Annotated in this window: 12 protein-coding genes and 2 pseudogenes; 8 read left to right on the plus strand and 6 right to left on the minus strand. The window is 65.9% G+C overall.

The features are described 5' to 3' along the window. Positions 1-35: 35 nt before the first annotated feature. A pseudogene (locus tag KI609_RS06680) lies at positions 36-814 on the minus strand (LytR/AlgR family response regulator transcription factor). Between KI609_RS06680 and KI609_RS06685 the strand changes: the two are divergent. Next, positions 766-963 (plus strand): annotated as a pseudogene (locus KI609_RS06685) (ZIP family metal transporter); the annotation flags it as partial. The pseudogenes KI609_RS06680 and KI609_RS06685 overlap by 49 nt on opposite strands. Positions 964-1,006: 43 nt before the next feature. Here KI609_RS06685 and KI609_RS06690 read toward each other — a convergent pair. Beyond that, positions 1,007-1,948: a LysR family transcriptional regulator gene (locus KI609_RS06690; RefSeq protein ID WP_226448376.1), complete on the minus strand. Its 942-nt coding sequence runs from the start codon at positions 1,946-1,948 to the stop codon at positions 1,007-1,009. Positions 1,949-2,017: 69 nt separating this feature from the next. Between KI609_RS06690 and add the strand changes: the two genes are divergently transcribed. The 3 genes from add (at position 2,018) to arsA (ending at position 6,146) form a co-directional block, all read left to right on the plus strand. Next, complete coding sequence (add, locus tag KI609_RS06695) at positions 2,018-3,109, plus strand: adenosine deaminase (protein WP_226448378.1); 1,092 nt, start codon at positions 2,018-2,020, stop codon at positions 3,107-3,109. 13 nt (positions 3,110-3,122) lie between these two features. Further along, positions 3,123-4,166, plus strand: coding sequence for a Bug family tripartite tricarboxylate transporter substrate binding protein (locus KI609_RS06700; protein ID WP_226448380.1), 1,044 nt, complete (start codon positions 3,123-3,125; stop codon positions 4,164-4,166). 138 nt (positions 4,167-4,304) lie between these two features. Next, a complete protein-coding gene (arsA, locus tag KI609_RS06705; RefSeq protein ID WP_226448382.1) occupies positions 4,305-6,146 on the plus strand; it encodes an arsenical pump-driving ATPase in 1,842 nt (613 codons plus the stop codon). A 208-nt stretch (positions 6,147-6,354) separates the two neighbouring features. Here the strand turns inward: arsA and KI609_RS06710 are convergent, their stop codons facing one another. After that, positions 6,355-7,104 (minus strand): LytR/AlgR family response regulator transcription factor, encoded by a 750-nt coding sequence (locus KI609_RS06710; protein WP_226448384.1) that lies wholly within the window; start codon positions 7,102-7,104, stop codon positions 6,355-6,357. Continuing rightward, on the minus strand, positions 7,085-8,350 hold the full coding sequence (locus KI609_RS06715; protein WP_226448386.1) for a sensor histidine kinase: 1,266 nt from the start codon (positions 8,348-8,350) through the stop codon (positions 7,085-7,087). The genes KI609_RS06710 and KI609_RS06715 overlap by 20 nt, the downstream gene beginning before the upstream one ends. Positions 8,351-8,401: 51 nt before the next feature. Between KI609_RS06715 and argH the strand changes: the two genes are divergently transcribed. From argH to KI609_RS22955, 3 genes are all read left to right on the plus strand, one after another. Continuing rightward, positions 8,402-9,889, plus strand: coding sequence for an argininosuccinate lyase (gene argH / locus KI609_RS06720; protein ID WP_226448388.1), 1,488 nt, complete (start codon positions 8,402-8,404; stop codon positions 9,887-9,889). Positions 9,890-9,991: 102 nt separating this feature from the next. After that, positions 9,992-10,981 (plus strand): Bug family tripartite tricarboxylate transporter substrate binding protein, encoded by a 990-nt coding sequence (locus KI609_RS06725; RefSeq protein ID WP_226448390.1) that lies wholly within the window; start codon positions 9,992-9,994, stop codon positions 10,979-10,981. A 403-nt stretch (positions 10,982-11,384) separates the two neighbouring features. After that, a complete protein-coding gene (locus KI609_RS22955) occupies positions 11,385-12,968 on the plus strand; it encodes a methyl-accepting chemotaxis protein (protein WP_319003129.1) in 1,584 nt (527 codons plus the stop codon). 435 nt (positions 12,969-13,403) lie between these two features. On the opposite strand, the gene KI609_RS06740 is transcribed toward KI609_RS22955, so the two are convergent. Both KI609_RS06740 and KI609_RS06745 read right to left on the minus strand, forming a co-directional pair. After that, positions 13,404-14,012: a hypothetical protein gene (locus tag KI609_RS06740; RefSeq protein ID WP_226448392.1), complete on the minus strand. Its 609-nt coding sequence runs from the start codon at positions 14,010-14,012 to the stop codon at positions 13,404-13,406. A 74-nt stretch (positions 14,013-14,086) separates the two neighbouring features. Continuing rightward, the gene (locus KI609_RS06745) at positions 14,087-16,213 is read right to left on the minus strand and encodes a catalase (protein ID WP_226448394.1); all 2,127 of its coding nucleotides are present in this window, start codon (positions 16,211-16,213) and stop codon (positions 14,087-14,089) included. Between the two features lie 233 nt (positions 16,214-16,446). Here KI609_RS06745 and KI609_RS06750 point away from each other — a divergent pair, with 233 nt between their 5' ends. Beyond that, a complete protein-coding gene (locus KI609_RS06750; protein WP_226448396.1) occupies positions 16,447-17,913 on the plus strand; it encodes a rhomboid family protein in 1,467 nt (488 codons plus the stop codon). Positions 17,914-18,685: the final 772 nt, after the last annotated feature.

Genomic DNA, 18,685 nt, shown 5'->3' on the forward strand with positions numbered 1-18,685 from the left:
GCGTCCACGAGGCGCACGGCCTGGCGCATCTGCGTTCAGCCCGCGAGTTTCTCCCGCACTGCGGCTACCTGGCGCCGCGACACCATGAGCAGTTCGGCCAGCCCCTGCAGGCGCACGGCCCAGCCTTCACCTTCTTCGGGATCGTAGTGCTTCTCCAATGCACGCACGGCGCGGCGCGCCACCAGCGCATTGCGGTGGATGCGCAGGAAGCGCGGTGTGTAGCGGGTTTCGAGATCGCTCAGCGCGCCGTCCATGACGTAGCTGCGGGTGGCGGTGCGTATCGTGAGGTACTTCAGTTCTGCCTTGAAGTACAGCACCTCGGCCAGGGGCAGGCGCTCGGTTCTGCCGCGGTCCTGAATGACCAGGCTTTCGCTGTCGGTTGTGGCAGGGGCGGTGAGGGCGGGTACCTGGCGACCGTTGCACTGCACCTTGGTCAGTGCTTGCTGCAGCCGCTCGCGCCGCACGGGCTTGGTGAGGTAATCCACGGCGTCGAGCTCGAAGGCACTCACCGCATGGTCGGCGTGGGCGGTGACGAACACGACGGCGGGGGGCTGAGGCAGGGTGTGCATAGCATGGGCCCACGACAACAGGCCGTCCTGGCCGGGCATGTGGATGTCGAGCAACACCAGGTCGATGGTGCGGCCCCCGTGGCTCCGAGCAATGCCAGGGCCTCGCCTGCATTGGAGACTTTGGTGACCGTGCTGCGCACGGTGTTGTGGCAATCGGCCAGCAGGGTGCGCAGGCGGCTGCGGGCTGCAGTCGAGCCTGGTGGGGCAGCTGCAAGACTTATTACCGTACTTCCTGGCGGTGGCATCGAGCAGCTTTGTGTACGTGGCGCTGGCCGACTTGATCCCCCAGCTGCAAAAGCGCCTCACGGCGCGCGAAACCATTGCGCAGATTGCCTGGCTGATTGCGGGCATGGTGGTGGTCACGCTGGTGAGCGGGGCGGCACACAGCCACTGAGGCTGTTGAATGGGTTGGGCAGGCACCAGCGCAGGCACCCAGCTCAAGCTTTACGCAGAGCCTGGGTGAGGAACTCCAGGCAGTTTTGCACCAGGGGTGGTCTCGCGTCCTTGGCGGCATGCACCATGAGTGCCACCTTGCGTGAGATCACCGGGGCCTGCAGCGGGCGCACCTTCACGGTGCCGTCGTGCAGGCTATGGGTGTACAGCCGCGAGATCACGCCCACCGCCAGCCCGCAACGCACCAGGCTGTAGAGCGATTCGCTGTACAGCAGCTGGTCGGCATGCGCCAGATCGGCCCCGTGCTGGCGCAAGGTGGCCATGGCCAGCTCGTAGGTGCTGCCGCGCGCAAACAGTGCCAGCCGTTCGCCGGCCAGGTCTTGCCAGGTCAGGCGTGCGCGGCGTGCCAGCGGGTGGTCCACGGGCAGCACCGCAACCAAATCGTCTTGCGCCATGGCGATGGCTTCGATCTGCGGCGGCAAGTCCAGTGCAACACCCAGCGCCAGGTCCACTTCACCGCGCTGTAGCGAGGCCAGCAGGTCGTCGTTGAGCGGGTCGTAAAGGCGCAGGTCCACATCGGGGTGCTGCGCCAGCCACTGCCGCAGGGGCTCGGCCAGCAGGTGCATGGCCGAGGGCAGGGCGGCCACGCGCAGGGTGCGCTTGCCATCGTGGAGCGTGCGAAACAGCCCATCCACCCCTTGCTCAAAGCCATTGATGAGCCGCTCGACCTGCGGCAACAGCTGGGCGCCCTGAGGGGTGAGGCGTACATGGTGCGTGCTGCGCTCCAGCACTGGAGTGCCCAGCACGGCCTCCAGCTCGCGGATGGAGGCCGACAGCGCGGGCTGCGTGAGCGACAGCGCCTCGGCCGCCTGCCGAAAGCTCATGGCCCGGGCCACCGCCTGAAAGCTGCGTAACTGGCGCAGCGTAGGGGAACGTTGTGCGGGTGCGGGCTCTGCGGCGAGGAGTGTTGCGGGGGGCTTGCTCATAAATTAGTTTTATTGCGCCATCAAATTAAATCACTTCCGTTATCACCCCGCGCTGCATAGCATGCGGTCATGCCCACTTTCGTAGCGCCCGCAGACCCGCTATACACCTTTCTCCACGCCTTGCCCAAGGTGGAGTTGCACTGCCATTTGCTCGGCACCGTGCGGCGCGATACGTTCACCCACCTGGTGCGCCGGGCGGGCGCCGCCATCAGCGATGCCGAGATCGAGGCCTTCTACACCCGGGGCGAAAAGCCTGTGGGTGTGCTGCGGGTGCTGCGCGCGCTGGACGCCGAACTCATCCGCAGCCCCGACGACCTGCACCGCCTGACCTACGAATACCTGCAGGATGCCGCTGCGCACCATGTGCGCTATGCCGAGTTCTTCTGGAACCCCACGGGCACCGCCCTGCAATCAGGCCTGGCCTACCCGCAGGCGCTGGGCGGCATCGTGCGCGCCATTGCCGATGCCGAGGCCGACTTCGGCATCACCGGCCGCTTGATTGCAGCGATTGACCGCGAGGCCCCGCCCGCAGCCGCCACCGAAATGGTCGAATGGGTGCTGGCCCATCGGCGCGACGAGGTGATTGGCATTGGCATTGATTACCGCGAGGTGGACCACCCGCCCGAGTGGTTTGCCCCGGCCTATGCGCTGGCGCGCCGTGGGGGGCTCAAGACCACGGCCCATGCGGGCGAGTTCGGCATGCCCTGGAACAACGTGCGCACGGCCATTGACGTGCTGCAGGTGGACCGCATCGACCACGGCTACACGGTGCTCGACAACCCGGCGCTGGTGCGCGAATGCGCCGACCGGGGCGTCGTCTTCACCGTGGTGCCCACCAATTCGTACTACCTGCGCACCCTTGCCCCCGAGCGCTGGGCGCTGGACCACCCCATTCGCCACATGCCTTCGGCGGGCCTGCGCATCCACCCCAACACCGATGACCCCACGCTGCACCACGTGAACCCCACACAGGCCTGGGCCATGATGGTGCGCGACTTTGGTTTTGGGGCGGCCGACCTGCGCAGCTTTCTGCTCAACGGCCTGGGTGCCGCCTGGATCGACGATGGCACGCGCCGTGCGTGGCAAACGCAATGGCTGGCGGCGTTTGACCGGCAGCTGCATCTCACCCCGGCCTCTGCCTTTTTGGCCGCGCCCCTCTGAAGGAATTTTTCTGATGTTTTCCCCTTTGTTGTCCTCTTCGGCACCCTCTTCGTCGCATTCATCTGTGCCATCCCGCACCCGGCGCCTGGCTGTGCACCTCGCCGCGGCCTTGCTGGCCAGCGGCTGCGGCGTGGCCGCGCAGGCGCAGCCCGCCTGGCCTGCCGCCAAGCCCATCACGCTCATCGTGCCGTTCAGCGCCGGGGGCAGTGTGGATGTGACGGCGCGCCTGATCGCCCAAAAGCTCGGCGAACGCCTCAAGCAAAGCGTGGTGATTGACAACGTGGCAGGCGCTGGGGGCGTCATTGGCATGGAAAAGGCCGTCAAGGCCGCGCCGGACGGCTACACCTTCGTCTTGGGGGCCGACAGCCCCGCCGCCATTGCGCGGCTGGTGAACCCGGTGGCGGTGCGCTACGACACGCTCAAGGACCTGGCCCCGGTGGGCCTGGTGACGAAGGCGCCCATGGTGATCGTGGCCCGCCCGGGCCTGCCCGCCAACAACCTGGCCGACGTGATCCGCCTGGCGCGCGAAAAGCCTGGGCAGCTCAGCTACGCCACGTCGGGTGTGGGCACGGTGCTGCACCTGGCCATGGAGCGCGTCAAGGACCAGAGCAAGACCTTCATGGTGCATGTGCCGTACCGGGGCGGCGCACAGATCGTGACCGATGTGATCGGCAACCAGGTGGACCTGGCCGTGCTCATCAGCGTGACGGCGGCGCCGCACATCCACAGCAAGAAGCTCAAGGCCATCGCGCTGACGGACGGCCAGCGCCTGCCGTCGTTGCCCGACGTGCCGACCGTGGCCGAGACCGCAGGCTTCAAAGGGTTTGACATGGTTTCGTGGACCGGCCTGTTTGCCCCCGCGCAGACGCCCCCCGCCGTGGTGGAACGCCTGAACCGCGAGCTGGGCGAAGTGCTGCGCATGGACGATGTGCGCGCCAAGCTGGCCGACGGCGGCGCCGTGGCGGGCAAGGGCAGTGCGGCGGAGTTTGCGCGGTTTGTGCAGTCCGAAAGCGCCCGGTATGCCGTGATCGTGAAGGCGGCGAATATCAAGGAATAACCCGCCGACGGGGTGGTGCCTGCCGTGCAGCGCAGTGCCCACCTGACGCTTGATGCAGGTCAATGGGCTGGCGGGTGTGAGGGCCCTGGGTGTGATGTGCGCAAGACAAAAGGTGGGGGTCTGTGCCATGCTGATGGCATGAACTCTGCTGCATCTGCCTCGCCCCGTTCCGCTGCGGTTCGTCTGGGCTTGCTCGCTCAGCCCACGCGTTTTCTGTTTTTTACCGGCAAGGGCGGGGTGGGCAAGACGTCGCTGTCCACGGCTGCGGCCATTGCCCTGGCGGATGCTGGTCGGCAGGTGCTGCTGGTCAGCACCGATGCAGCCTCCAACCTCGATGAAATGCTGGGCGTGCCGCTGTCCAACCAGCCAGTGGCCGTGCCCGGGGTGCCGGGGCTGCACATGCTCAACATCGACCCCGACACGGCCGCCGAGGCCTACCGCCAGCGCGTGCTGGCGCAGCTGGAGGCCACGGCCACCAGCGACGAGCGTGCCACCGTGCGCGAGCAACTCTCGGGCGCCTGTACCACCGAGATCGCTGCATTCGACGAATTTGCCGCGCTGCTGGCCAGCGAGGGCAGCGACATCGGCCACGTGTTCAACCATGTGGTGTTCGACACCGCACCCACCGGCCACACGCTGCGCCTGCTGAGCCTGCCCAAGGCCTGGACCGGATTCCTGGCGGGCAACGACCGGGGTGCCTCGTGCCTGGGCCCGCACTCAGGGCTGAAGATGCAGGAGGCGCGCTTTAACGCCGCCCTGGCCGCGCTGAGCGACCCGGCCCTGACCACGGTGGTGCTGGTCACCCGCCCCGACCCCCGCCCCATGCAGGAGGCCGCGCGCACCGCGCTGGAGCTGCGGGCCCTGGGCCTGGCCAACCAGCGCCTGGCCATCAACGGCGTGTTCCATGCCAGCCAGCCGGGGCAGGACGCCGTGGCCGATGCCATTGAGGCACTGGGCCGTCAAGCCATGGACCAGATGCCAGACGCGCTGGCGCAACTTCCGCGCGACGAGGTGCCGCTGCGCGCCTTTGACACCGTGGGTTTGCCTGCGCTGCGTGCGTTGCTGGGGGGCGGTGATGTGCCGTTGAGCGCGCCCGCCGCCGCAGCGGGTGTGTCTTTGCAGGCGGAGCCCCTTGCAGCCCTGGCCGACGCGCTGGCCGCCAAGGGCCACGGCCTCATCATGGTGATGGGCAAGGGCGGTGTGGGCAAGACCACCATTGCCGCCGCGCTGGCCGTGGGCCTGGTGCAGCGTGGGCACAGCGTGCACCTCACCACCACCGACCCGTCCGCCCATGTGCAAAGCCAGCTTGACGGCAGCCTGCCGGGGCTGAAAGTGGGGCGCATCGACCCGCAGGCTGAAACGCAGGCCTACATCGACAAGATCATGGCCACGCGCGGCAAGGCGCTGGACGACGCAGGTCGTGCCCTGCTTCTGGAAGACCTGCAATCGCCCTGCACCGAGGAGGTGGCCGTGTTCCACGCCTTCAGCCGCGTGGTGAACGAGGCCCGCAGCGCCTTTGTGGTGCTGGACACGGCGCCCACCGGCCACAGCCTGCTGCTGATGGACGCGACCGGCGCTTACCACCGGCAGATGACGCGGCAGTACGAAGGCAGCGCGGGCGGCAAGATGGCCAAACACATCATCACGCCGCTCATGCGCCTGCAGGATGCGGACATGACCCATGTAGTCATCGTCACGCTGCCCGAGGTCACCCCCGTGAGCCAGGCCGCCGCGCTGCAGGACGACCTGCGCCGCGCCCACATCGAGCCCTGGGCCTGGGTCATCAACAAAAGCGTGGCCGCCACGGGCACCAGCGACCCCCTGCTGCAGGCCCGCCTGGTGGGCGAACAGCAGCAGGCCACACGCATTGCCAGCGGCCTGGCGCAGCGCACCTATGTGCTGCCCTGGCTGGCTACGCCGCCGGTGGGGGTGGATGCACTGGGGCGGCTGGCGGCAGCGCCCCCGGCGGTTATTGCATAGTTTGCTATTTAATTAGTAGCTATTGGCGCTTTATGGATAAGCGCTACAGGCCAAAAAGACCTGATGAGGTACATGTCGCCCATGAGGACATCAGCCTGTGTACCACCAGCGGCGCTGGGGATTGCCTCCTCTCCCCGGCCCTCTCCACAAGGGGAGAGGGTGTGAGGGCCATCTGAGATCGGTACCTCATCAGGCAAAAAAACAAAAATCAGCGCGCCAGTTCTTCCCGCACGGCCGCGACCTGTCGGCGGGATACGGTGAGCAGCTCGGTCGACCCTTGCAGGCGCACGGCCCAGCCTTCGCCTTCCTCGGGGTCGTAGTGTTTCTCGAGCGCACGCACGGCCCGGCGCGCCACCAGCGCGTTGCGGTGGATGCGCAAAAACCGCTGGGCGAACTTCGCTTCGATCTCGCTGAGAGATCCGTCCAGGATGTAGCTGCGGGTGGCGGTGCGCACCGTCACGTATTTCTGTTCGGCCTTGAAATACAGCACCTCGGTCAGCGGCAACCGCTCGGTGCGCCCCCGGTCCTGGATCAGCAGGGTCTCGCCGTCGGGCACGCTGGAGGGGGGCGGTGGTGCAGCGCCGCGGCCGCTTCGCTGCACCTTGGCCAGCGCCTGCTGCAGGCGCTCGCGGCGCACGGGTTTGGTCAGGTAGTCCACGGCATCGAGCTCGAACGCGCTCACGGCGTGGTCGGCGTGGGCCGTCACAAACACCACGGCGGGGGGCTGGGGCAGCGCCTGCAGGGTATGGGCCAGGGCCAGGCCATCCTGCCCGGGCATGTGGATGTCGAGCAGCACCACGTCAAACGCGCGCCCCCCAGTGGGGCCCAGCAGCGCCATCGTCTCGGCAGCGTTGGAGGCTTCGGCCAGGGTGAAGCGCTGGGTGTCTGCGCAGTCGTTCAGCAGGGTGCGCAGGCGGCTGCGCGCCAGGGCTTCGTCGTCAACGATGAGGATGTTCATGGTCTGCGGTCAAGGTGGGGGCTGCCGGTGATGGCGATGGCATTGGGGGCGCTGTTGGCGGCATGGCGCCGCGGCGTGGGTTGCCCCTGCGGTCGCCGGCGTAGCGCCGGTCTGCGGGTGTGCGGCGGGGGCGGGGCTTGCGCTCGGTGTGGGGCAGGGTGATGCGCACCTGGTAAAGGCCGTCTTGCACACCGGCGGTGAACTCGCCCTGCACGTCGTGCAGCAAGGCCAGACGCGCGCGCACATTGGCCAGCGCGATGCCGTGGCCCCGGGTGCTGGGGCGGTCATCGCCGTTGCCTGCAGCGCCGGGTTTGACTTCTTTGGGCGGCAGGGTGTTGGTGATGCGCACCACCACGCGGCTGCCGCGCAACTCGGTCATCACCCGCAGCCGGCCGCCGCGCGGGCTGGGCTCCACACCGTGTTTGACCGCGTTCTCCACCAGCGGCTGCAGCAAGAGCGGGGGCAGGCGCGCGTTGTCGGTGCGCGGGTCCAGGTTCCACTGCACCTGCAGGCGTTTGCCAAAACGCACCTCTTCAATGGCCAGGTAGCGGCGCGCCAGCGTGATCTCTTCGGCCAGCGTGACCGACTCGCCCTGTTCCACCAGCGCGTGGCGAAACAGGTCGGAGAGGTCTTCCAGCAGCGACTCGGCCTTGGCGGGCTCTTCGCGCACCAGCGCAATGGCGCTGTTGAGCGTGTTGAACAGAAAGTGCGGGCGAATGCGCGACTGCAGTTCGGTCAGACGGGCTGTGGTGGCCGCCGGGGTGCGGCCGCGCGCGCGCAGCACCAGTGCGGCTACCAGCATGGCCGCCAAGAGGGCGCCGGTGGCGGCGCTCGCCGCCCAGGGCGGCGATGCGGCCATGCCCACCAGGGCCAACATGCCGCAGGCATAGGCCCCGGCCATGGCCCCCAGCAGCACGCCCGCCACATATTGCTGCGCCATGCTCAGGCGCTGCAGCAGGGTTTTGAGGCTGCAGGCCGTGATCAGCCACACCAGTGTGGCTGGCAGCGCACCGCCCGTCAGCAGCGCCAGGCTGGCCAGCCACTGCACGGGGTTTTGTGCGCCAAACATGGCGCCAACGCCCATGACCAGCTCCACAAAAAGCACCGCACGCAGTACCACACCCACCTGGCAGGCATCAAACACCAGCGCGCGCCGATGGGGTGATTGGGCACCCCGTCCAAAACCTCCTGGAAGGGTTGAATCGTGCGGCGGGGGCTGGGTCGATAAAATTTGGGTGTTTTGCATTGCGGCATCCGGGCAGTCCGGGTGTCTGAACCTCCGGATTATTGCCCTCCTATGTCCAAAGCCCAAGCCACCAGCGCCGCGCCCGCGCCGTCCCACAACCAGCTCGATACCAAGGCGCAGGCCTGGTCGGCGCTCTTTGAAGAGCCCATGAGCGATCTGGTCAAGCGCTACACCTCCAGCGTGTTCTTCGACAAGCGCCTGTGGCAGGCCGACATTGCAGGCAGCCTGGCCCACGCCGAGATGCTGGCCGCGCAAGCTGTGATCAGTGCCGAAGACCATGCCTCCATCCAGCGCGGCATGGCGCAGATCACGCAAGAGATCGAGTCCGGTGCCTTCGAATGGAAGCTGGACCTGGAAGACGTGCACCTGAACATCGAAGCCCGCCTGACGCAGCTGGTGGGCGATGCTGGCAAGCGCCTGCACACCGGCCGCAGCCGCAACGACCAGGTGGCCACCGACGTGCGCCTGTGGCTGCGCGGCGAGATCGACTTAATTGGCGACCTGCTCAAAGAGCTGCAGGTGTCGCTGGTCGATGTGGCCGAACAAAACGTGGACGTGATCCTGCCCGGCTTTACCCACCTGCAGGTGGCCCAGCCCGTGAGCTTTGGCCACCACATGCTGGCCTATGTGGAGATGTTCAAGCGCGATGCCGAGCGCATGGCCGATGTGCGCCGCCGCACCAATGTGCTGCCCCTGGGCAGCGCGGCCTTGGCGGGCACCACCTACCCGCTAGATCGCGAGCGCGTGGCAAAAACGCTGGGCATGGTGGATGCGAACGGGTCCCCCGTGGTGTGCCAGAACAGCCTGGACGCCGTGAGCGACCGCGACTTCGCCATCGAATTCACCGCCGCCGCCAGCCTGTGCATGGTGCACGTGAGCCGCTTGAGTGAAGAGCTCATCATCTGGATGAGCCAGAACTTCGGCTTCATCAAGATTGCCGACCGTTTCACCACCGGCTCGTCGATCATGCCGCAGAAGAAGAACCCCGATGTGCCCGAACTCGCGCGCGGAAAGACCGGCCGCGTGGTCGGCCACCTCATGGGCCTGATCACCCTGATGAAGGGCCAGCCCCTGGCCTACAACAAGGACAACCAGGAAGACAAGGAGCCGCTGTTCGACACGGTGGACACCTTGAAGGACACATTGCGCATCTTTGCCGAGATGGTCGGCGGCCAGCTGAACCCCGCCACGGGCCACAAGGAAGGCGGCATCACCGTCAACCCGCAGGCCATGGAAAACGCAGTCAAACGCGGCTACGCCACCGCCACCGACCTGGCCGACTACCTGGTCAAAAAGGGCCTGCCGTTTCGCGACGCCCACGAAACCGTGGCGCACGCCGTGAAGGCCGCCACCACCCACGCGTGTGACCTGTCTGAGCTGCCGTTGGCGGTGCTGCAGGGTTTTCACCCGCAGATCGACAAAGACGTGTATGAGGTGCTGAGCCTGCGCGGCTCGCTCAACGCGCGCAGCACGCTGGGTGGCACCGCGCCCGCACAGGTGCGCATTCAACTGGCGCGCCACCGCGCGCGGCTGGGCTGACCACACCGCCCGGTGCCATGGCTTTGTGATGCCGCCGCGCGTCACGAAGCCAGGCACGGATTCAGCGACCGTTTTTTGTTGCCTCATTTCTGGAGCTTTCCCATGACAACTTCTCGCCGCAGCCTGCTATCCCGCCTTGTGCGCACCAGTGCGTTTCTGGGTGCCGCTCTGACCGTGGGGATGGCCTGTGCCCAGTCGCCCAAGCCGATCCGCCTGCTGGTGGGCTTCCCGCCAGGTGGTGGGTCGGATGCGATTGCCCGCACCTTGTCCGAGAAACTCAAGGACGAGCTGGGCCAGCCCGTGGTGGTCGAAAACCGCCCCGGCGCGGGCGGCCAGATTGCCGCGCAGGCGCTCAAGGCCTCGGCACCCGATGGCACCACGCTGTTCCTCACGCACGACCACACCATCTCGATCCTGCCCCAGGTGGTGAAAAACCCCGGTTTCGACCCGGTACATGACTTTGTGCCCGTGGCAGGGTTCGCCACGTTTGTGAACGCCTTTGCCGTATCGGCGGGCACCCCCGCCAAGTCGTTCCCTGACTACGTGAACTGGATCAAGACCGTTGGCAAGGGCAAGGGGGCCGTGGGCATTCCGGCCCCGGCATCCACGCCCGAGTTTCTGGTTCAGCTGATCGGCAAGAAGTACCAGGTGGACCTGGTGTCGGCCCCCTACCGTGGCAGTGCGCCGATGATTGCCGACATGCTGGGCAACCAGATCAATGCGGGCGTGGCCTCGGTGCAGGACTTCATCGAGAACCACAAGGCTGGCAAGCTGCATGTGGTGGGCGTGCTGGGCACCAAGCGCCAGGCCGCGCTGCCCGATGTGCCCACGTTCGACGAGATGGGGCTCAAGGGTTTTGAGGACCTGCCCTACTACGGCATCTACGCACCCGCAGGCACCCCCCAGAAGTTCATCGACGACTTCTCCCATGCCATGGCCAAGGTGGTCGCCATGCCCGATGTGCGAGAGCACCTGACCGCCATGGGCCTCACCGTGGGCTACATGTCGCCCAAGCAATTGGCCACCCGCCAGACCGCCTACACCCAGGCGTGGACACGCATCATCAAATCCAGCGGGTTTGTGGCGCAGTGAGCCACGGGCCGGGGGCGCAGCGCCGCTGAAAATTTAGTGAAAATGGCTTGTAGCGTTTGTCTGAAAACAGGTTAACGCTATGCAATAAGTAGCTCAATGGTGGCGCGACTCGCCCGCTTCACGGCAGGGCTGCTGGCGGGTTCACCGCGCGCTGCGTCCGTGGTGACTGCCACGTTGCGTTGTTGACCGTGGGCGCTGCGGGAACGGGGGGCGAGCGGTGCCGCGTGGAGGCTTTGCGCCGCTGCGACGCAGACTTGCAGGGGGTATCACATCCCGTGATGGGGTAGTGATCATCTCTTATATGTAAAAAAGTGTGATGCGCATTTACAATGCGTCAGCCCTGCCCATGGGGCCATAGCGGCCAGGTCACCGGACCGTCTTTCCCCATTCTCTCTTTCACACCATGAAAATCTCCGTCCAATTAAAGGCAGGTTTTGCCGTCGTCCTTGCATTGTTTATCGCCTTGGCCGTGGTGATGGCCTGGCAGGTGGAGCAGGTGGCGGCCGCCTCGCGCGGCATGGAGCGCTCTACGGAATTGCTGCGCCTGGCCGCGCAGTGGAAGGGTAATCTCAAGGAAAACTCGGCGCGTTACATCGCCATTGCCTACACCGACGGGGATGGGCTGGCCGACCTCTTCAAGGACGCGATGGCGGTGTCGGTCAAGGGCACCAATGAGGCGCGCGAAGGCTTCATCGCCAAGGTGGAGGACGCCGAATCCCGTCGGCTGGTGGAGAACATCTCCGCCGTGCGCTCCCCCTTCCAGAACACGCGCGACGCCATCAGCAAGCTCAAGAAGGCCGGCCAGAACGATGAGGCCCGCGAGATGGTGCGCACCAAGTTTGCCCCCGCCGTGGACGCCTACCTGGGCGCCACGCAGGCGCTGGAAGACCGCGAGGCCCGCAACGTGGCCGAGGCCCAGCGCAACATCACCGAGCTGCTGCGGGGCGCCTACCTGCTGGGGGGCGTGCTGCTGGCCGTGGCCATCGTGATCGCGGTATTCATCAGCTGGCGCCTCACGCGGGTCATCACCACGGGGCTGGAGCGTGCGCAGCAGGTGGCGCGTCGCATGGGCGCGGGCGACCTGAGCCAGCCCGTGGGCATCTACAGTGGTCGCGACGAAATCGGCGAACTGCTGCAGGCGCTGGCCTCCACCCAGGACAACCTGGTGCGCGTGGTCGGCCACGTGCGGCAGGGTTCGGAGAGCGTGGCCACGGCGTCCAATCAAATCGCGCAAGGCAACCAGGATCTGTCGGCCCGCACCGAAAACCAGGCCAGCGCGCTGGAAGAGACAGCGGCCTCCATGGAAGAACTGGGCGGCGCTGTGCGCCAGAACGCCGACAACGCGCAGGCCGCCAACCAACTGGCGCTGCGTGCATCGGCGGTGGCCGTGCGCGGCGGCGAGGTCGTGACCCAGGTGGTGGACACCATGAAGGGCATCAACGAGTCGTCGCGGCGCATTGCCGACATCATCGGCGTGATCGACGGCATCGCATTCCAGACCAACATCCTCGCGCTCAATGCGGCGGTCGAGGCCGCGCGCGCGGGCGAGCAGGGCCGGGGCTTTGCCGTGGTGGCCAGCGAGGTGCGCAGCCTGGCCGGCCGCTCGGCCGAGGCCGCCAAGGAAATCAAGGGCCTGATCGCCGACAGCGTGCAGCGCGTGGATGCGGGCTCGACGCTCGTGATCCAGGCAGGCCAGACCATGGACGAGGTGGTGGCATCGATCCGCAATGTGAGCGACATCGTGGGCGAAATCAGCGCCGCCAGCGCCGAACAGAACAACGGCGTGGCGCAGGTGGGTGAAGCCATCGGCCAGATCGACCAGGTCACGCAGCAAAACGCTGCGTTGGTCGAAGAAATGGCCGCCGCCGCCGCCAGCCTGAATGCACAGGCGCACGATCTGGTGACCACGGTCTCCGTCTTCCGCCTCTCCGCATCGGCCGCGCAGCCGTCCTCGCTGCACCTGCCTGCCCTCGGCGCAGCAGCGTAGCCCCCGGCGCATCAGGTTCGGCGCGAGCTTGCAGCGGCACCAGCAGCACCAGCGGCTCGGCGCCCTGTCATCTTTGTTTGCTGCAAATGAAATAGCGTTATGTCCTTGTTTGACAAGCGCTACAGGCCTAAAAGCCCGATGGGCTACATGCGTCAGATACCACTCCGCCCGAACGGGTGGGGAAGAGAAGGTGTCTGAGGTCGGTCGCTAATCAGGCAAAAAGGTTCTCAAAATTCAGTGCGGTAGACCGTTGCGCTCACTGCCGGTTCCGCAGTGACGAGGGTGGTGCGGTGTGGGTGTTGGTTTGTAGCCAAAGAGACCGCTAGCGCTTATGTATAAAGCGCTAGCAGCTATCATTTTTGAACAAAAGGCAAGGCGGCCACCCTTGGGCTCCATTCCTGGGCCACCACCCAGCGGCTGTGCCCTCGCCAAGCGCTACAGCATGGCCTTGCGTTGCTGCTCGGCGCGCGATGCGCCAATGGCCGTCTCCACGTTTTTCGCTTCCTCGGGCGGCGGCAACACGGCGGGCATGCCCAGCGCCTCAATGGCCAGCTCGCGGCACCAGCCCTTGGTGTGATAGAGGTGGTGGTCCTCGTCCTTTTCAACGGCCTTGTGGGCCGTGCGCAGCGTTTGGCCTGCATCGCCGGTGGCTACCTTGGCGACTTTGCCCAGCAGCTCCCAGTTGGCGTGGTCCTTGGTTTCGGCCAGCACCACACATTCGCAGGCCACCACCTGCGCTGCCGCAGCGGGGGCGGTTTTCTTGGCCAATTGCATGGCTTGGACCAAAGATTCACCAATGTGTTTGACCACCGCGCGCGTGGGGGTCTGGGTGTCCGGGTCAATGCCCAGGGCGTCGCAAATGCTGCGCACCACTTGCTGGTGGTGCAGCGTTTCGTCGAGGTAACCCTGCCACTCTTTTTTCAGGTCGGGGTTCACGGCGCAGGTGAGCGCGGTGCGGTAGACCTGCTCACCGCCCAGCTCGGTTTCCATCATCTGAATCACGAGCTCGTCGAGCTGGTGGCTGTCGTAGTGGGCTTTTGGCATGGCGTCTCCTTTGGTGGGTGGTTGCAAAAAAAATCAGAAAAAGTCTTCAGCGGCGCGCTTGGCTTCACGCTGCCTCAGGCGAGCGTGCGCACTTTGGGCTCGCGGGCCCACTGGCGCGTTTGGGCGGCGGCGATGAAACCCTGCACGTCGGCGGCGTCCAGCACACCCGCATCGGGCTCGATGCCCGCGGCCTTGAGCAGCGCCTGCGAGCCCTTGCCCGCAGCGATGGCCTTGAGGTGGCCAAACGCATCACGGAACCAGTCCACGGCTGCCGCCTCGCGCGCGAGCTGTTCGCCCATCTCGGACGTGAGCACCGATGCCACCGCATCGAAGAGGGTGGAGGGCGTGCCCGCCAGTTGCCCATCGGCGGGCAGCAAGCTGCCGTCGCGCAGCTTGGCACCGCCCACCTTGGGCGCCACGATCTTCACGCTGGCGCCTGCTTTTTCAATGGCCTTTCGCAGCGCGGTCACCGTGTCGCCGTTGGAGCCATCGGCCACCAGAATACCGATGCAGCGCCCCTGCAGCGTGGGTTTCATGCGGTCGATGATGCGCAGTGCGGGCGACAACGCCAGGTCTTGGACCGGTGCCGCTGCGGTCGGTGCAGCAGGGAGCGTGTCCATGCCCAGGCCGTTGGCCACGCGCTGGGCAAGGTGGGGGTCCACATGGGTGAGGTGGCCCACCACGGCCTCGCGCACATGGGGCGTCGTCACCTTGGACAACTCGAACACCAGGGCCGACGCCATGTGCGCCTGCTCGATGTCGCTTTGGCTTCGGAAGAACATGCGCGGCTGGCTGTAGTGGTCGGCAAAACTCTCGGCGCGCACCCGGCCCTTGCCGCCCGTGCTGGTGTCATCGACCTGCGCAAAATGCCGCATGCCCTGGGCCAGCGAGGCGCGCGGCGTGTCGCCTTGCAGGCTGCTGGGTTCGTAGTTCACGCGGCCCTTGGGCACCTGCATCTGCATGTGGCCGTCGCGCTGCATGTTGTGAAACGGGCATTTGGGCGCGTTGATCGGGATCTGCGCAAAGTTGGGCCCGCCCAGGCGCGACAGTTGTGTATCGAGGTACGAAAACAACCGGCCCTGCAGCAGCGGGTCGTTGCTGAAGTCAATGCCCGGGGGCACGTTGGCCGGGCAAAACGCCACCTGCTCGGTTTCGGCAAAAAAGTTGTCGGGCCAGCGGTTAAGCACCATGCGGCCGATGGTTTGCAGGGGCACCATTTCTTCGGGAATGAGCTTGGTCGGGTCGAGGTGGTCGAACGGAAAAGCCTCGGCCTCTTCCTCGGTGAACAGCTGCACGGCCAGCTCCCACTCGGGGAAGTCGCCCGCCTCGATGGCTTCAAAAAGGTCACGGCGGTGGTAGTCGTTGTCGGCCGATTGCAGCTTGAGTGCTTCGTCCCACACGGTCGACTGAATGCCCAGCTTGGGCCGCCAATGAAACTTCACGAACGTGCTGTCGCCCGCCGCGTTGAGCAGCCGAAAGCTGTGGATGCCGAACCCCTCCATCATGCGCAGGCTGCGGGGCAGGGCGCGGTCGCTCATGGCCCACATCACCGTGTGCAGCGCTTCCGGCATGAGCGAGATGAAGTCCCAAAAGGTGTCGTGGGCGCTGGCGGCTTGTGGGAACCCCCGGTCGGGTTCCATCTTCACGGCATGCACCAGGTCGGGGAACTTCATCGCGTCCTGGATGAAAAACACCGGCATGTTGTTGCCCACCAAGTCCCAGTTGCCCTCGGGCGTGTAGAACTTGACGGCAAAGCCGCGCACGTCGCGCGGCGTGTCGACCGAACCGGCGCCCCCTGCCACGGTAGAAAAGCGCGTGAACAGCGGCGTTTGTACGCCCAGCTCGGTCAACACGCGCGCGGTGGTGAATTCCTTGAGCGAGTGCGTCAGCTCAAAAAAGCCGTGGGCTGCCGTGCCCCGCGCATGCACGATGCGCTCGGGGATGCGCTCGTGGTCAAAGTGCGTGATTTTCTCGCGCAGGATGAAGTCTTCGAGCAGCGTGGGGCCGCGCGGGGCAGACCGCAGCGAGTTCTGGTTGTCTGCGACCGCAATGCCCTGCTGGGTGGTCAGCGTGGGGTGTTTGCCGTTGGCCTGCTGCTGCAACTCGCCCGCGTGGCCGCGAAACGTGTCTGACTGCGTGGAAGACGGGAGGGCGGACGGCGATTTTTTTGCCGCGCCGCGCGAAGTGGGGGTTCGAGCCATGGGCGCTCCTGAGGGTTCTGGGGAATGGAAACAAGACCAACCCATATCGTTGGCCCCCCGCGCTTTGCGGGGGGTAGGACACAGCCCCATCCGCCCGTCATCGTCGTCACGCAATGGCGCATCCGTTTGGGGCTGAAGCGGCCCCGTGTTTGCTACGCTTGCACCCATTCCTCCAGGCCCATTGCTTTGCGACGCGCCATCCGACTTTGCCCTTGCCCTTGCCAGACTGATCCATGTTCTACGCCATCCCCCTAGACAGCCGACCCACCTGGCGCAACCCACCGTGGATGACCGTGGCGCTGATCCTGGTGAACATGCTCGTGTTCTGGGGCCCGCAGCGCTCGGAAGAAAAAGCGCAGGACCGGGCGGCTGTCTTCTATGTGGCCAGCGCCTTGCCCGCCATGGAAGTCCCGCGTTTTGTGGCCTGGCTGGAGGAAACCGAGGACAAGCACATCAAAGAAGCCATCGCCCTGCAAAAGGCGGGCAACCACCGCATGCTGCTGCGCTGGATGGAGCAGGAAGACGGCTTTCAGCACCGACTGAAAAGCCCGCGCTTTGTGCCGCCCGAAGACCCGCAATACACCGACTGGAAGGCCGCGCGCACCCAGTACGAGGCGCAGCTGCCGGCCCCCTTCACCCGCCAATGGGCGCAGAGCTATGAGAAAGACGCCCCGCTGCGCCCCGTCACCTGGCTCACGGCCACGTTTTTGCACGGCAGCACCGGGCACCTCATCGGCAACATGGTGTTTTTGTTTCTGTTCGGTTTTTCGGTGGAGCTGGCGCTGGGCCGGGGTTGGTACCTGGCGTTTTACCTGCTGGGCGGCCTGGGCGGATCACTGCTCGCGGGCTGGGCCTATGCGGGCATGGGCAGCTATGGCCTGGGCGCCTCGGGCGCCGTGTCGGCCCTGATGGGCATGTACGCCGTGCTGTACCGGCTGCGGCGCGTGCGGTTTTTTTACCAGCTGTTTTTCTACTTCAATTACATCACCGCGCCTGCGTTGTTGCTCTTGCCCGCGTGGATTGCCAATGAGTTGCTGCAGCACTGGCTCAGCGGCAAGGGCGTGGCCTACATGGCCCACTTGGGCGGCCTGCTGGCTGGCGCATCGCTGATGGGTTTGACCCTGCTGCTGCGCAGCAAGCCGCTGGAGGTGCCGGTGACGCATGCCGCCGTGGAAGACGACGGCTTTGACACCCATGTAGCCAACGCCCAGCGCCTGGCCCAGGGCATGAAGTTCGAGCAGGCCCTGACCCAGTGGCGCGCCGCTGCCAAGCTGCGCCCGCAAGACCAGAAGGTGCTGGGCGCCTGGTTCAAGACGGCATCGCTATGGCCTGACAGCGAGGACTTTCACCGCGCTGCGCGGCGCATCTTCCGCCTGCAGGCGCATGACGAGCAGACGCTGCAGTTTCAGCACGCGAGTTACCGCACGTACTTTGAGAAAGCCAAGCCCGGCGCCCGTTTGCAGCCGGACGACATGGCCCGCCTCTCACGCCGCTTTGCGCGTGCGCAGCAGTGGGGCGACGCGGAAAAGCTGTTCAACGCCTTGCACAAAACGGCGCCCACGCACCCTGAGCTGGGCGAGACGCTGGGCATGCTGGTGTCGGCCCTGTGCCATGCGGGGCGGCGCGAGCAGGCGGCGGTGTTTGGGCCGCAGTTGCAGCAACTGGCGCCGGGGAGCCCGGTGTTGCAAGGGCTGAGATGATGGCGAGGATTTTGGGTTAATTTAGCTTTGGCGCTTATCTATAAAGCGCTAGTAGCTATTGTTTTTGTAGTGATTGGGTCTTTGGAGCGTTCGGGCTGAGGTTGTCGAAGTTGGGGCGTGTTCGTTTGAAAGGCGTGCTCGGGTGGAGGGCGGAGGCCGGGAGTCGCCCGGCGAGCGAGTAACTTTCTTTTGCTTCGCCAAAAGAAAGTCACCAAAGAAAAGGCGACCCCCAGTCTGCGACCCCTTCGCTGGCGCTACGGGGCAAACCTGCGTCGGGGCGGTTGCGGGGTGCGCCGTGGAACTCGCTTTGCGCTGGCGCGCGCCGCTCGGACAACCACGGCGAGTCAGTTCACGAAGCATGGGCGCTCCGACGCCCATGCCACCCCACAACCGCCCCGCCGCAGGCGCAGCCAGCAGGGGTGGGACAGCCGAACATCTCAACATCCACACGTGCCTTTGCTTCGCTCGGCCTCGTGGTCGCGGCGCGCAGCGCACGCGCGTTCGGGGCCGAGCGAAGCAATGGCCCGAATGGATGTTCGCTGGGTTCCCTTCTGTGCGTGCCGAGCATCGCAGGTTGCCCGCAGCGCAGCGGAGGGACACGCACAGCAGGGGCGCCTTCTCTTTGGTGACTTTCTCTTGGCGAGACAAGAGAAAGTTACTGCGCCGCCGGGCGTACACCCCGGCCTCCGCCCTTAACCAAGGCACGCCGTCCAAATCAGCGAGCAAGCCCCAGCTTCGACAAGCTCAGCCCGACCGGTTCAACAATCATCAA

The organism is Acidovorax radicis (genome assembly GCF_020510705.1).
GTDB classification, from domain to species: domain Bacteria; phylum Pseudomonadota; class Gammaproteobacteria; order Burkholderiales; family Burkholderiaceae_C; genus Acidovorax; species Acidovorax radicis_A.

Bases quoted from the DNA above. Each gene is read 5' to 3' on its own strand.
- KI609_RS22955 (WP_319003129.1), top strand. From the start codon at position 11,385: ATGAAAATCTCCGTCCAATTAAAGGCAGGTTTTGCCGTCGTCCTTGCA.
- KI609_RS06710 (WP_226448384.1), bottom strand. From the start codon at position 7,104: ATGAACATCCTCATCGTTGACGACGAAGCCCTGGCGCGCAGCCGCCTG.
- KI609_RS06740 (WP_226448392.1), bottom strand. From the start codon at position 14,012: ATGCCAAAAGCCCACTACGACAGCCACCAGCTCGACGAGCTCGTGATT.
- KI609_RS06750 (WP_226448396.1), top strand. From the start codon at position 16,447: ATGTTCTACGCCATCCCCCTAGACAGCCGACCCACCTGGCGCAACCCA.
- argH (WP_226448388.1), top strand. From the start codon at position 8,402: ATGTCCAAAGCCCAAGCCACCAGCGCCGCGCCCGCGCCGTCCCACAAC.
- add (WP_226448378.1), top strand. From the start codon at position 2,018: ATGCCCACTTTCGTAGCGCCCGCAGACCCGCTATACACCTTTCTCCAC.
- KI609_RS06715 (WP_226448386.1), bottom strand. From the start codon at position 8,350: ATGCAAAACACCCAAATTTTATCGACCCAGCCCCCGCCGCACGATTCA.
- KI609_RS06745 (WP_226448394.1), bottom strand. From the start codon at position 16,213: ATGGCTCGAACCCCCACTTCGCGCGGCGCGGCAAAAAAATCGCCGTCC.
- arsA (WP_226448382.1), top strand. From the start codon at position 4,305: ATGAACTCTGCTGCATCTGCCTCGCCCCGTTCCGCTGCGGTTCGTCTG.
- KI609_RS06690 (WP_226448376.1), bottom strand. From the start codon at position 1,948: ATGAGCAAGCCCCCCGCAACACTCCTCGCCGCAGAGCCCGCACCCGCA.
- KI609_RS06725 (WP_226448390.1), top strand. From the start codon at position 9,992: ATGACAACTTCTCGCCGCAGCCTGCTATCCCGCCTTGTGCGCACCAGT.
- KI609_RS06700 (WP_226448380.1), top strand. From the start codon at position 3,123: ATGTTTTCCCCTTTGTTGTCCTCTTCGGCACCCTCTTCGTCGCATTCA.